This window comes from Terrihabitans aquatilis, assembly GCF_052542005.1.
In genome coordinates this window covers 596,070-610,837 of sequence record NZ_JBOCUO010000003.1, presented here as the reverse complement: position 1 = coordinate 610,837, position 14,768 = coordinate 596,070, and the positions used below count along the sequence as shown (strand labels likewise).

Here is a 14,768-nt window from a genome sequence, read left to right as displayed (position 1 = left end):
CTGCCCCGCGAGGATGTGTTGAGCCAGCCCCCTCTTCTACTCACCGGCGTTGCCGGTTTCATCGGACGCGCGCTGGCCGATCGCCTCCTCGAGGCAGGCCATGAAATCGTCGGCGTGGATTCGCTGGAAGCGCCGGTCGACCCACGCCTGAAAGAAACGCGGCTCGCCACATTGGAGGGGCGCCCCGGTTTCCGTTTCGCGCAGATCGACCTTGCCGAGCGCGAGGCCACGGAACGCCTGTTCGGCGATCTGCGCCCGAAGCACGTCATCCATCTGGCGGCCCGCGCTGGCGTGCGCGCCTCCATGGAGGAGCCGCACGCCTATACTCGCTCCAACGTCGAGGCGTTTCTCAATGTCCTCGAAGGCTGCCGCCACACGGGCTGCGGCCATCTGGTCTACGCCTCGTCGAGCTCGGTCTATGGCGCGCGATCGGAGGCGCCGTTTTCCGAGCGCGATCCGGTGGATCATCCCGTTTCGCTCTACGCCGCCACCAAGCGGGCCAACGAATTGATGGCGCATTCCTACGCCCATCTCTACGGCGTGCCGACGACCGGGCTCCGGTTCTTCACGGTCTACGGACCATATGGCCGGCCGGACATGGCGGTGTACGGCTTCACCAAGGCGGTGATGGAGGGTCGGCCCATCATTCTGTACGAGGACGGCACGCTGCTGCGCGACTTCACCTATGTCGACGACATCGTGGAGGGCATTGCCCGGCTGATCGACCATCCACCCTCCGGAGATGCGGACGGGGGAAGCCGTCCGGACCGCGCCGCCGCGCCCTATCGCGTGCTGAACATCGGCAACCGTAACGCCGTGCCGGTTCGTGAGATGCTGGCCATGATCGAGGAGGCCGTGGGGCGCGAGGCCATCATCCGCTCGCAGCCCATGCCGCTGGCGGACGTGCCGATGACCTGCGCCGCCACGTCCGAGCTCGAAGCCATCACCGGCTTCCAGCCGCAGACGCCGCTGCGCGAGGGCATCAGGCGTTTCGTGGCCTGGTACCGCGCCTTCGAGGAGGCGGGCGTCTAAAGGTCCGACGCCATCAATAGGCGTTTTTGTGGACGATCACCGCCAGCGTGCGGAACAGGATCTTGATGTCGAGCCACAGCGACCAGCCGTTAATGTATTCGAGATCGGCCGCCACACGCCGCTCGATATCGGTACGGGTGTGGGTGGCGCCGCGCAGGCCCCGCACCTGGGCCAGCCCCGTCAAACCCGGCCGAATGGCGTGGCGGGTCCAGTAATCGGGAAGAACCTCCCAGAAGAACGCCCCTTCCGCGCGTGAACCCAGCGCGTGCGGACGCGGGCCGACGAGGCTCATATCGCCGCGCAGTACGTTCACGAGCTGGGGCAGCTCGTCGAGGCTCATCTTGCGGAGGAAGCGGCCCGTCCGGGTCGTGCGCTCGTCCGATGGCGAGGCCGATTGCAGGCCCGTTTCGTCCGCCATGTCATGGCGCATCGTGCGCAGCTTGTAGCAGCGGTAATGCCGGTTGTTCAGGCCGACGCGCATCTGCACGAACAAGGCCGGCCCGGGGGATTCGAGCTTCACCAGAAGCGCGGCCAACCCGATGACAAGCGCGGCCGGCGGCAGGAGCAGAAGCGACAGGGCGACATCGAATGCGCGCTTGACGATGCGTTCGGAGAGGCCGAGCGGCCCGCGCGAGACGACAAGCGTCGATTGCCCGCCCCATTCGGAGATGCCGATGGGCTTCAGTGCCCCCAGATCGGCCACGACCTCGGCATCGATCCCGCACAGGCGCATCGCGTTGGCCCACAGCAGGCGGTCCTGCGGATCGTGGATCATCAGCACAACGCGGTCGGCCCCGCACGCCAGGGCGCCGACATCATGAAAGAACGCCGGGTCATTGCCACCGGCCATCGCTGCGCCGGGCCGCACGGCGACGATCCTGGCGCGTGGGAACAAGGACGCAGTCGGGCCATCCGCCCCATCGGAAATGATGGTCACGCGCTCTTCCCGCGACAGCTCGAAGACGGGACGCAGGATCTTTTGGCCAATCCCCCGCAGGACGAGCAGGAGCAGCAGTGCCACCATGATGGAATAGGCGGTTTCGAGACGTGAGAGCTGCGAGCCAACCTGCAAGGCGAACGCCGCGCAAAAGCCGATACCCAGCGAGATCGCCAGCGCCAGCACGCTGCGGGGGAACGACGAGCTGAACCGGCTCAGCACGGCCCCGCTGTAGCCGCCCAGAAACGCGCATGCGATCAGGTAGGCCGGCAGGACGACGCCGATGAACTGAACCCAGTTTCCGTCTTCCAGCGTACCCTGACGAAGAAACGCTCCGGCAATCGCTCCGGATGCAATCGAAAGTATATCTATTAATAGAAATACAACCGAAGCGAGAAACTTGGCCGTGTGTCGGTGAAATATAAAAGATGTGGAGTCGTTCTGATGATCCGCTGCGGCAGTTAGTCCAGCCGTACGAGATATCATCGTGGCACGCTCTCCCCGCACAGGGCCGCCTTCTTATCCGAAGATCGCGAATACTAGTTCGTGGAACCTCATTCCACAACGACGAAAAAATTGCCTGCTGGTCGGAGTCGTTATCGCCGGATGGTGGCGGACCGTCATCACCTGCCGACCCGGGAGAAATCTCACAGGAAATGTCCGGAAACAGGTGCGGCCGATCAGATCCCCGCATATAAGATTCAATCCTGCCGTACTGTTCGCGTCGGCTATGATCGTCAAAGCCAGAAACGGGATCAGCATCATGCATATAGCGATGATCGGCACCGGCTATGTCGGCCTCGTCTCGGGCGCCTGCTTCGCCGATTTCGGGCATTCGGTGGTGTGTGTCGACAAGGACGAGCAGAAGATCCGGTCGCTGCGCGATGGCGTCATGCCCATCTACGAGCCCGGCCTCGACGATCTCGTGGAACGCAATGTCCGTCAGGGCCGGCTGTCGTTCAGCACCGAGCTCGCCCCCGCGGTGGAGAAGGCGGACGCCGTGTTCATCGCCGTCGGCACGCCCTCGCGGCGCGGCGACGGCCACGCCGATCTGTCCTACGTCTACGCCGCCACGCGCGAAATCGCCGCCGCGATCAGGGGCTTCACCGTCATCGTCAACAAATCCACCGTGCCGGTGGGAACGGGCGACCAGGTCGAGCATGTCGCCCACGAGGTCGCGCCCGACGCGGAATTCGCGGTGGTGTCCAACCCGGAATTCCTTCGCGAGGGCGCGGCCATCGAGGACTTCAAGCGGCCGGACCGCATCGTGGTGGGCACCGACGACGAACGCGCCCGGGCGGTGATGACGGAGATCTATCGCCCGCTGTTCATCAACGCGTCGCCCTTGCTGTTCACGAGCCGCCGCACCTCCGAACTCATCAAATACGCGGCCAACGCCTTCCTCGCCACGAAGATCACCTTCATCAACGAGATGGCGGATCTGTGCGAGCAGGTCGGCGCGAACGTTCAGGACGTCGCTCGGGGCATCGGCCTCGACAACAGGATCGGCTCCAAATTCCTGCATGCCGGCCCCGGCTATGGCGGCTCGTGTTTTCCGAAAGACACTTTGGCCCTGACCCGCACCGCGCAGGAAGCCGGCGCGCCGCTGCGCATCGTCGAAACCGTGGTGGGCGTCAACGATGCGCGCAAATCCACGATGGCGCGCAAGGTCGTGAACGCGCTGGGCGGCAGCGTCCAGGGCGCGACGATCGCCCTGCTCGGCCTCACCTTCAAGCCGAACACCGACGACATGCGCGACGCGCCGTCCATCGCCATCGTCAATTCGCTGATCGACAAAGGCGCCCGCATCCGCGCCTACGATCCGGAGGGCATGCACGAGGCCCGCAAATTCCTGCCGGACGGCGTCGTCTACACGCAGGACGCCTATGAATGCGCCGAGGGCGCCGACGCGCTCGTCATCGTCACCGAATGGGATGCCTTCCGCGCGCTGGATTTCCTGCGCCTGAAAACGCTCCTCAAGCAGCCGGCCATCATCGATCTGCGCAACGTCTACCGCGCGCAGGACATGGAAGCCTTGGGCTTCGCCTATGAGAGCGTGGGGCGGCCGACCATCACACGCTGATTCGTCGGATCATCCGTGCTCCGCCGGGAATCGGCGTCCGTTCTGCCCGCGCAATGTGATGTTTCGGGTCGACTTCGTCGCGTCGCTTCGGTCATATACCTCTTGGGGTACTAGCGCGTTGACACAGGGCACGTCCTGAGGCCCCATCGCGCCAGTTCGAAGCCGCCGATGGAGAGGCCCGATGCGGACGATCATTTTAAGCTTGAGCCCCTTTCTGGGAGAGACCTGGACGCTCAACGCCCAGGAGATCTTCGACAGGACTGGCGGCAATACCGGGAACCTGGCCTTCCAATACGCGGTGTCGCAGCACGTCACCAATTCGCAGATCCAGCATATGGGCTCCTCTCCCGAGCAATTGCGGGCGGCAGGCGACATCATCGTCATTCCGCTGGCCAATCAGCTCGGCCCGCACACCGATCTCGGATCGGTGGCCGATCTGCTCGAAAAGACGCAATTGCCGGTCATCGGCATCGGTCTTGGCGCGCAGGCGGCGGACCAGTCGAAGGACATCAAGCTGACGGAGGGCACCGAACGCTGGCTGCGTGTGCTGGCCTCGCTGTCGCCCACCAAGGGCCCGAACATCGGCGTCCGCGGCGAATACACGAAAACACAGATCGAAAAGCTCGGCATCAAGGACGCGGCCGTCGTCACGGGTTGCCCATCCAACTTCATCAGCAGCGAACCGGGTTTCGAGAAGCGCATCTCGGCGAAGATGGCCTGCACTCCATCGCGCATCGCGGTCACCGCCGGCATCCCCTACATCCCCAATCTGTCATCGGTCGAACGCGATCTGGTCGATCTCGTCACGCTGACGGGCGGCGAATACATCGTGCAGCATGGCCTCGATATGATCCGGCTGGCCTGCGACGAATGGGATGTCTGGAGCCCGGAATCGCTCGAGACCTATCGCAAATACATCGCGCCCCACCTCTCGACCGACGAGTTCAAGCGGTGGTGCCATCATTACGCGACGGCCTACACCGACATCCGCGAATGGATCGCCAAGCTGCGCCATTACGATTTCGTGGTGGGCACGCGCTTCCACGGCGCGATGTGCGCCATTCAGGCCGGCACGCCGGGAGCCGTCATCGCGCATGACAGCCGCACGCTCGAAATGTGCAACACGATGGCGATCCCCGTCATCCGGGACATCGACATTCCGGGTGGCCTCACCCGTCGCAACCTCACGGAGATTTTCACCTTCGACGAGGATCTCTACCTTCGGACCCGCCACAGGCTCGGCGCGACCTATCTCAACCTGCTCGAAAGCGCCGGCATCAAGCCCACCGAGCGCCTGAGAAAGGCTGCAGCCGCGGTCGTCAGTCCGGAACTCGTCCCGGCCTGATCGGCAGGCGATCGGAAATGAAAAAGGCCCCGCCGCATTCGATGCGGCGGGGCTTTCAGTTTCAGCCCTCAGGCGACTTCCGCGACCTGCTCCGCAGGAACGCTCACAAGCGCACCCGTCTCGTGCAGCGCCGTGACTTCCGCAGATTGCGACGCACGCAGCGGGGAATGGCGCGCCGCAGTCGCCAAGCACACGAGCGCGAGGCCGTTGCTGCCGACGCGCAGGCGATAGAGCGTACCCGGCGCCACCACCATCAGATCGTCCGCGCCGAGATCGATCGTGCGGATCGACGCGCCGGAGGCGATCGCCAGATCGATGGCGGAGATATCGTTCTCCAGCCAGCGTGATTTGCCCTGCACCGTGAATTCCGGCAGAGCCTGGCTGTCCTGGATGATGTCGACGAGAATGGTGCCCGAACCGCCGGCCGAGATCAGCGCCACCACCTCGTTGGGGGCGGCCAGATCGGCTGTCGCGCTGGGCTGACCGAACGGCGACACCTTCGTCACATCGTCCACGGCGAAGATCGCCGGGAGATCGTCGAACAGGCCCTTCAGCAAGGTGAGCTGCGGCTCTCCGAAGAAGCGGTCCGCCAGTGCTTCCGCGCTCGGGCGGCTACGCGCGTCCTCTGCGAGCGGCGCGGCGCCGTCGAGCACCACATATCCGTCATCGATGTAGTCGCGCAGCACATTGACGGCTTCCGCCGGAAGGCTGCCCGTGGCCAGCCGGCCGGCGAGGATGCGGCGGGCGTCCGAACGGTCGGTCCACAGGCCGCCATACACGCTGCGGGTCCAGCCCGCGCCCGGATAGAGCGCACGCAATTCATTGGCCTGCGCGATGTAGGGCGAGGTGTTCGCCAGCGGCAGGTTGACGTCGCCGCCCAGCGGCTTGACGCAGATGAAGGGCACCAGATCGTCCGGCACCGGCTGATGATAATAGAGCTCGAACCCGCAACGCCCGTCGCCGAGACCGGCGGCCGCCAGATCGGGCCGCGGCCCTTCCGCCACGGTCTCGCCGATGACCCGTCCGAACAGGTGCGCCCGCACCGTCAACGGCTCGCCGGCGTCCTTCGAATAAATCCATCCGACGGAATGTGTTCCTGAAAGAAGATCAATTGCGCCAAGTATGCTCATCGTCCCCGCCTCCTGTGAACGGCTTGGTCCTGGTCATGACATCGCGATAAAGGGCGTAGACCTCCCCGGTGGTCTCCGCGATCGATGGCGGCATGGCGATTGTCTGCTGCACGTTGGCAAGCCGCTCTGGATGCTCCGCCAGATCCTTCAGAAGGTTCGCGAGCGACCATCCGCTTCCCACCTGGAAGTGGAAACCGTCGAGCCCGTCGCGCACTTTCTCCGCCATTCCTCCGATGTCCGAACAGATCACGGCTCGCCGGTTGGCGAGCGATTCCTGAATCACGAGCGGCGAGTTCTCCCACCAGATGGAGGGCACCAGCACCGCGTGTACCGATTGCATCAGGCTGTTGACGCGTGAATTGTCGTAGGGCCCGCGAAACAGGAAGTTCGGCGGCGCCTTCTCCAGCCGTTCGCGGAAATCCTTCTGGAAGTCCTCGGGCTGCGAGGAATAATCGCCGAACACCTCGATGCGCACCGGCACTTCGCTCTCGTGCAGGATCTCGGCCGCCTCGAGCACGACATTGATGCCCTTCAGCTTCGAGATCTGCCCGAAGAAGCCCACGGTGAGGCCATTCTCCAGCGTCGGATAAGCGACTTCCTCGCGCCGCGCGATGGCCGGGTTGCCGTTCTCGATCACCGCGATCTGCGAGCGATCGAGGCCCCAATCGGCATAGCGATCCGCCAGGAAATGGCTGGGCGAGATGAAATGATCGACGATGCGGAAGAAGCGTTTGATGAACATCTCGCGCAGGAAGAAATCCTGCGGGGTGCGTTCGGGAAAGCAGGTGTGGCAGGCGCGTGGGCCGGATTTCTGGCAAAGATTGAAGCTCGGCCGCTTCACCATCTGGCCGAAATGGTTGCAGATCGCCAGGAACTCATGGAGCGTCATGATGATCTTGGCGTCGGGCGCGGCCGCCTGCATGGCCAGCAGCATTTCCATGCCAAAATTCGTGTAATGGTGGAAATGGATCACGTGCGGCTGGATCTTCGAGACCAGCTTGATCAGCTCGGACCGCATCTCCGGGTCGGGGTTCGAATGGATGAAGTGGTCGAACCCGTTGCCGATATAGATGTAATCGTTCGGCCCGAAAGGCTGCGAGAACTTCACGCCGTCGCGCCTCTCGATCTTGCCGGGCGCCGATGAGATGAACCAGCCGGTTACTTCCGGCCTCCGCGTCAATTCCTGATACAGCTGGAAGGCGGCGATCTCCGCCCCGCCCTTCGACAGGCGCGGGTCCATGTGAGACAGCATCAGCACGCGCAATTCGTCCACCGGCGCGGCGATCTCCGGAAGTGCCGGCGGCGCGACGATCGTCGCCGCCTCGCGGCGCACGCGCCTTGCCGCCTTGCCGGGTTTGCCCGGCCGTGTCTTCGCGTCTTCCAGGGTCACGCGCGTACCTCCAAGATCCGGTCGTCCACCCACGCCGCTGCCTGGCTCATCGCCCCTCACACAAGCTGAAGGGGTGCGGAGGGATCGGCGGCCGAGGCGCGCTCACTGTCCCAGCGCTCGGTGAAGGTGCAGGCGTTCACGAGCGTCAGGTTCATGCGCGAGCGATTGGCCGAGGCCCCCTGCGACTGACGTTCCAAATGGTAGAGGATGGCGCCATCGTGCACCGCGCAGTCGAGCCCCTCGGCGCGCACCTTCATGCAGAGATCGGCATCCTCGAAATCGCCGATGATGTATTCGGTGTCGAAGCCGCCGAGCTGCACCGCGAGATCGCGCCGCATCACCATGCAGGCGCCGGTGACGGCCGGCACGCGCCGCACGCCATCGGTCGCCGCCATGCAGCGGCCCTTGCCCGGGTGGAAGGGGAACAGCCAATTGCCGAATTGCGGCATGCGCTCGAAATCCATGCCGGCATGCTGGATGGTGCCGTCCTCGAACAGCAATTGCCCGCCGATCAGGCCGATCTTGGGGTCTTCCTCGATGGCATCCGTCAGAAGATCGAGCCAGCGTGGCTCGCGCGGCATCACATCGGAATTGAGGAAGCAGACATAGCGTCCGCGTGCGGCGTCCATTCCGGCATCGCTGGCACCGGCAAAGCCGAGATTGCTCGGCGGCAGGATGAGACGCATCGGAATGCCGAAGCGCAGATAGGTCGACCGCGCCAGATCGAGGAATTCCTCCTTCTTCGGCGGCTGATCGAGGACGTAGATCATCTCGTCCTGCTCCATGCCCTGCTCGGACATGAGCGCCATCTGGTACATCATGAAATCGAGCCGCCCGTAGAGCGGGACCACGATGGAACAGCGCGGATTCTGCGGCGGCGTGCCGGCCAGTGCCTCGAAGGGCCGTTCGGATTTCGCCAGCCGCTCGCGGTTGATGGCGCGCGCCGGGGGCCCAAGCACCTCGCGGCAGGCGCGCACGAAGATGTCCGGCGTCAGCGCCGCATCGGCGAGAATGCGCATGATGCCGGCCACGCCAGAGCGCGTCGCCGCCGGCAGGGGCTTGAAGGCCAGGGCGCCGTCGCCCAGATTGATCTCCAGATAGATCGGCTCGCCTTCGGTCAGTTCGATCTCGGCGAAACTGGTGAAGCCCCAGCGGGCATGATCGAGACCCAGCTGGACGCCGTAGGCCTCCTTGATGTCGGGCCGGTCGGAGCCCAGCCAGCGGGCGTAGAGATCGTTCGAGCAATGCGCCCCGCAGCGCACGCGCATCGCCTTCACCGAACGGGTCGGATCGAGGAACCAGCCGATCAGAACGAGACCGGCCCCCGGCGCACGCACCATTTCGTCGATGCCGATGAACACCGGCACGTCGAGCTGGCTGACCGTGTCCGCGCCATCGAAGACCGGGCGGCTGATGATATCCCAGAACGCACCCTCGGGCTCGCCCTCCGCATGGCGCAGGATCTGCTTCGCGGTGCGCAGCAGATCGGCCTCGCTCAGCGAAACCGCCTCGTCGGACGCCTTCATCACGCCCGTGCGCACCGATTGCACGATCAGGCGCTGCAGGCTGCCCGGTGCCTTCTCCCCGGCGAAGAACACCAGAATGCCCACGCCGAAATCCACCACGTCGGGCCGCTGGTAGGTGTGGAGGACGATCGGGCCGGAATGATTGACGCCGCTGAAGATCGCGATGCCGTGGTTGAAATCGCCATCGCTGGCGAGCCCACTGCGGATCCAGCCGCCGAAGATCCAGCCGCCGAGACCAGGCGAATAGCCGAAGAAATCGATGTAGCCGCTGTCCTGCTCGGGCGGTTGCGCACCGGTGACGGCGCGCTCGCTTTTTGCCGGCTCGGCGGGCTTCGCGGCAATCTGCGGCGTTTCCTTGACCGCGGCCGGCGGCGGGGCGACACGCTGGGGCGTCACCGGCGTGGGCGAGGCCATGGCGGGTGCCGCCTCGACCCTTGGCGCTTCGGGCACGGCATGCGGCCGGCCCACCACGTCCAGAACGAGCGCGCTGCGGGCAATCGACTGATTGCCGAGCATCAGCTCGACCTCTTGGCGACCGCCGTCGAAAACGGTGTCGACCGCCTCGGGATGTTCCGCTTCCAGCAGATCGCGCAGCCGCACGGTAAACCCGAGCGCACGCCCGGTCTTCGCCGAGGAGAACGGCAGATCGTGCCGGCGCACGTCGAGCTGCACCGGCAGGCGCAAATCGCCGATGGTCAGGGCAAGACGCGGCGCCGCCCCCTCCTCGTGCCACAGCCCCGGGCAGAAGGCCCACCCGGCGATGGAATTGGCATGCAGCGTGTCGAACGCGCCGATCGGCTGGAACGGATAGGTCTCGATGTCGTCGAAGGTTTCCTCGGTGACCCTGGCCTGGCCGACCCACAGGGCCAGCTCCGAACTTGCGTTCAGCGGCGCTTTCTTAGGCAGGTCGATGCGGAAGCTGCACGCGGCCGAGGAGATGCCCACGGCGCTGAGATCGCCGCGCGGAAACAATCCGTGCACCTCGTGACGCGCGCCGTCGATCGTCAGGCTGATCGGTTCATCGGGCGCCGCGCCATCGGGCAGCACCGCCCAGCCGCTGACCACCACGAAATGGCGATCGAGCTCAATGGATTCGATTCGTGCCCGGTAGCGGCTCTGCGCGCCCGGCGAGACGTCGCCGAGCACGGCCGCGTCCAGATCGTCTGGTCCGTCCATATTTCGCAGGCCTTCCCGCCCAAGGCTGCCTATATCCAAACCGGAGCCGCACCCTCGACGCGGCCCGCAAAGGAAGCATCTCACCTCTTTTCGGTTTCAGCTACCTCTAATGCGGTATACCATAGAAGAAGGTTGAAAATCGCCCTGATGCCAGCGCCCTGCTCAGGCAGCCGCCCGCCTCTCCCGGCGACCTAATCCTTGTCGAGCCACAGGCGGTCACTGTCCGCCACGCCAAGTTGCTTCAGCCGTTCTGCGATGCCGTCGAGCCGGACGGTATCCTCACGCTCGAAGCGGCGCATATAGGCATCCTTGCCCTCCAGAACGAATGCGGCCAGCCGGTTGCTGTCCGCGGCGTCCTCAAGCTGATCGACATCGTCCACATCCAGATACGGCCGAAGCTTGTTTTTCGAATGCTCCGCCAATGTGTCGTACGGCTTGTGATGGAAATGCAGGTAAACGAGATTTACCGGGTCCTTTTCCTTCCCCGCCAAGGTCTCGCCTTCATGATAGCCGTGATCCATCATGTTGAACGTGCCGGCGCGGAACAATGTCTTCTGGTGCGGCACGCGAACGAATTCATCCAGCCGGCCGAGAACATTGTTGTAGGCCGTACTGATACCAAGCGGCGCCTCGACACTTCTATACGATGACAGATGGCGCGCGATGTCGTGACGCTCGATGCTGACCTCGCCCGGCCTCAGCTCCAACGCGAGGAATTCGTCGCAATCGACCGGAATGAAGAAGTCATAATTGTCGAGCTTCTCGAGCTCCTTGATCTTCTTGCCGAGGAGAACGCCCTTGCGTCGGAAGTCCACTCCCGATTGGGCGGAATAATCAACGTTCAGGCCCCGCTTTTCATGAGCATGCAGAGTGGAGAGAACACCCGGATCCGCCGATCCGTTGTCCCAGACGAAAATGTTTTCGAGCCCGAATTGGGCCTCGTAATATTGGAGCCAGGGTGTCAGCAACGAGGTCTCGTCGCGCTGCATCATCAGAATGGCGACGCGGGGGTCGCGCCCCTTCGACTTGCGCTTGCGAAGGCTGATCAGATTTTGCCGGGCCAGCGCGCCCTGCTCCATGATGGCGGAGCGAACGGACGAGAACTGGACCAAGACCTCGTTCTCCCGTTCGGTCCCGCCAGCGATCTCGCGAAGGAGCCGGCTCGGATGCCCGGACATTGCGAGCGAGAGCGCGGCCAGCAGGCCGTATTGTCCGTGCGGGTCGTCGAGGCTTCGGCCCTCCACATTGGCCTGAAAGGTCGGAAGGAAGTGGCTGCCGGCCGTGTCGTGATCGCCTTCGAGGGATTCCGCCAGCCGGCGGTCCCAGAGGGTGTCCGAACGCACGAGCTTTGTCGGCGCGCCGGCATAGACCGAATGATCCAGCAGTCGACCGTGAACGACGGACCCCTGCCCGATCACACTGTTCGTGCCGATCTCCGTATCCTTGTTGATGGTGACGGCACGCGACACCCACACATGCGGGTGGAGGATGACGGGGCGGCCCGGATTGATCCGCTCGCGCGTGCCACGGTCGTAGATCCCGTGGGAATCGCTGGTGCGCATGAACACCTGGTTCGACAGCATGGAATCGCTGCCGACAACGACGAAACTGTTCTCCTGGACGCAGAGATTGCATCCGTTCTGCATGGTGACGCCGGGCGCCAGGACAACGAAGCCGTGGAGGGCGTAAATGTGGGCAAAAACCCCTTCGAGGCGGGTGTTGAAGCCGGCTGCGAACACGCTTTTCCCGGCATAGCAGACGATCTCGCTGCCAATGACGAGCGAGTCGCGGCCGAAGAAGATGTAGGCCTCGTTCGAGCCCCTGATCGTGCAGCGCTGGAATTTGCAGTTCCGGCCGACGAAGACGCGGGCTTTGGGATTGCTGATCGTAAGACCGGGGACATCGGTCCCCGTCACCTCTTCGAACATCTGAAACGGTTCGAGCGGCACACCGGCGGGCCCGCTTTCGGTGTAGGCGGAGAGAAGCTGGCTGACGAGATAGGCGGCGATCGCCGTCTCGTCGCGGCCTTGAAGTGCCGTCCACACGGCAGGGAATTGCCGCTCCACCTTCTCGAGGAGATTTGTGTCCCCGGAGGAAACCGACTTGCCGGCCGGAACCATGATCTTACTCCTGCCCGGCGATCCTGAGACGGAAACTGACCAGGTTCCGCTTGGAATGATCCCGGTTACAGGAATCGAAATTGAACCGCGCCATCAGCAGTTCGGGTGTAGACGAAGCATCTTATCTTTTTTTCAATTTAAGGTACCCCGTATTGGGTATACTATAGTATGAGATCTCAGCCGCTCGGCCTCCAGAAAAGGAATGATCCCATCCGCTCTCTTCGCGGCCTCTACATCCGGGGAACCCTCCCGCACCAGCAACAGCGCCGGCTGAAACCCGAATAAGGACGAAGTCACCATGATCGTAGCCAGCAACACTCCTGATTCTTTCTATCCCAAGAATGGGTATGTTTTCCTATCTCTGGGAGAGCGGATTGATGCCGTCGATGTCGTAGTACTCATGCTGGAAAAGAATTGGGGGAGCTTTCACATCGATCGAATTAAAGCTGTTACACATTGGATTTCGAAATATCCAAAGCATATCCCCTGCTACATCGCCGGCTGCGAGTCGACTATCCCCAGCATGGAATTAGAACGTTATCGACATAAAGAACGGGACGAGGCTGTACGCGCCTTATGCGACGAAGTCCTCAAACGATCCAAGTCTATAGGCGTTCGTGGAAATATTACCTTCCATTACTTGACATCCGCACTTGGATATAGCGAGGATAAAGTCGACGTAATGTACCATCCTGGAATTAATAAAAACAATGACAATCTCTTGTTATTCTTGGAGAAAAATGGCTGCCCATCCAGACTTGAAAAGGACATACTCTCGTTTCAACGAAAACCACACGTTTTCTATGAGAAACCGATAAATTACGACAAGAATATAACTATATCTCTGCCTTACGTCACGGCAACAGATGACAAAGTAAGTTTGAACGCCGACGTCAAGATCGATGGAGAATCAAAAACTCTTTGGTGTGAGACCAGCGCCGCTTATCGACAATTTCTGCTGTTCGAACGGTCTGATGCCTTCCTATGCGCTCTCCTGCCTCTTGCTATGCGCACAGGAAAGGACATCGTTTGCGATGCCCCCGTGACTGAAGAATTTCTTCACAACATCAATGAAATTCTTATTCCGCAACTTTGCGCCCATGACTCGAGGCTGCACAGAACTTTTATTAAGGCCGCGAGCGCCCACACGAAGCTTTTCTGTGGGAATGCGGTCTCAACCGGGATGTCATGTGGCGTCGACAGCTTTTACACCACCATGCTTTACAGCTCGTCCTCCTACGTATCAATGGGTTTAACTCATCTATATTGCGGGAATTATCTGTACGGGAATGATGGCCCAATATACGAACGGGCCCAGGCTGTGGCTGATGAGCTCGAATTACCGCTCATCAAGACATCGACCAATGCGAACGAAATACTCTGCCTTCCCCATGTTTTTACACATTTTTTCAAGACCATGTTTGGCGTGCTGTCTCTCAGAAAGCTATTTCGCGTATACTATTATTCGACGACTGAAGATTTTAGCCATTTTAATTTAAAGGACAACAGCATAAGAGATACTGCCATAATAGAGCTTCTGCTCCTCTATGTTTTTTGCTGCTCCGATTTCCAGCTTGTGTCCGGGGGAGTAAAGGCCGAACGCCTGGAGAAAACACGCGCAATTTCCGCCTTTCCCCCGGCACAGAAACTTCTCAATGTTTGCCTCTATCCGGAACGAGAGAAAAACTGCGGAAAATGCGGAAAATGCATGAGAACTTTACTGATGCTGGATATGCTCGGATCGCTTCAATTATTTGATGATGTTTTTGATATTAAAGAATACATCAAAAACCGCTTGGAAAGCTTCACATATCTAATCGGCGAAAAACGCTCAATTATGCTCTCAGAGGTCTATAGACACTTTCTTCAGGCGGAGCCGAAGCTTATAGCCGAAGCAGAAAAATTATTCGCCTCTCCGACCAAAAGCAAATAAGGCGCTCTTTTTAGAGCGAGCTCTTCTACCCGTGCCGAGCGTTGAGCCCCGCGATATTAATCGCGGGGTTTCACCAACCGGGTGACGCGTTCCGAC

The 14,768-nt window shown here is 61.9% G+C and carries 9 protein-coding genes; 4 read left to right on the top strand and 5 right to left on the bottom strand.

From position 1 onward, the window contains the following. Positions 1–18 precede the first annotated feature (18 nt). Positions 19–1,032: an NAD-dependent epimerase/dehydratase family protein gene (locus ACQ6S1_RS13840; protein WP_445041792.1), complete on the top strand. Its 1,014-nt coding sequence runs from the start codon at positions 19–21 to the stop codon at positions 1,030–1,032. 13 nt (positions 1,033–1,045) lie between these two features. Here ACQ6S1_RS13840 and ACQ6S1_RS13835 read toward each other — a convergent pair whose 3' ends face one another. Beyond that, positions 1,046–2,455 carry an exopolysaccharide biosynthesis polyprenyl glycosylphosphotransferase gene (locus ACQ6S1_RS13835; protein WP_445041791.1) on the bottom strand — a complete coding sequence of 470 codons (1,410 nt, stop codon included), beginning with the start codon at positions 2,453–2,455 and terminating at the stop codon, positions 1,046–1,048. A 277-nt stretch (positions 2,456–2,732) separates the two neighbouring features. Between ACQ6S1_RS13835 and ACQ6S1_RS13830 the strand changes: the two genes are divergently transcribed. Together ACQ6S1_RS13830 and ACQ6S1_RS13825 are read left to right on the top strand one after the other, a co-directional pair. Next, on the top strand, positions 2,733–4,052 hold the full coding sequence (locus ACQ6S1_RS13830) for a UDP-glucose dehydrogenase family protein (RefSeq protein ID WP_445041790.1): 1,320 nt from the start codon (positions 2,733–2,735) through the stop codon (positions 4,050–4,052). A 181-nt stretch (positions 4,053–4,233) separates the two neighbouring features. Continuing rightward, complete coding sequence (locus tag ACQ6S1_RS13825; protein ID WP_445041789.1) at positions 4,234–5,397, top strand: polysaccharide pyruvyl transferase family protein; 1,164 nt, start codon at positions 4,234–4,236, stop codon at positions 5,395–5,397. A gap of 68 nt (positions 5,398–5,465) precedes the next feature. On the opposite strand, the gene ACQ6S1_RS13820 is transcribed toward ACQ6S1_RS13825, so the two are convergent. The 4 genes from ACQ6S1_RS13820 to ACQ6S1_RS13805 form a co-directional block, all read right to left on the bottom strand. Further along, on the bottom strand, positions 5,466–6,527 hold the full coding sequence (locus tag ACQ6S1_RS13820) for a hypothetical protein (RefSeq protein WP_445041788.1): 1,062 nt from the start codon (positions 6,525–6,527) through the stop codon (positions 5,466–5,468). After that, a complete protein-coding gene (locus tag ACQ6S1_RS13815; RefSeq protein WP_445041787.1) occupies positions 6,505–7,917 on the bottom strand; it encodes a glycosyltransferase in 1,413 nt (470 codons plus the stop codon). Before ACQ6S1_RS13815 ends, ACQ6S1_RS13820 begins: the two co-directional genes overlap by 23 nt. Before the next feature lie 56 nt (positions 7,918–7,973). Further along, positions 7,974–10,619, bottom strand: a complete 2,646-nt coding sequence (locus tag ACQ6S1_RS13810; RefSeq protein ID WP_445041786.1) for a glycosyltransferase — start codon at positions 10,617–10,619, stop codon at positions 7,974–7,976. A gap of 191 nt (positions 10,620–10,810) precedes the next feature. Continuing rightward, the gene (locus ACQ6S1_RS13805; RefSeq protein WP_445041785.1) at positions 10,811–12,739 is read right to left on the bottom strand and encodes a glycosyltransferase family 2 protein; all 1,929 of its coding nucleotides are present in this window, start codon (positions 12,737–12,739) and stop codon (positions 10,811–10,813) included. Between the two features lie 298 nt (positions 12,740–13,037). Between ACQ6S1_RS13805 and ACQ6S1_RS13800 the strand changes: the two genes are divergently transcribed. Next, positions 13,038–14,672, top strand: coding sequence for a hypothetical protein (locus tag ACQ6S1_RS13800; protein ID WP_445041784.1), 1,635 nt, complete (start codon positions 13,038–13,040; stop codon positions 14,670–14,672). The last annotated feature ends 96 nt before the right edge of the window (positions 14,673–14,768 follow it).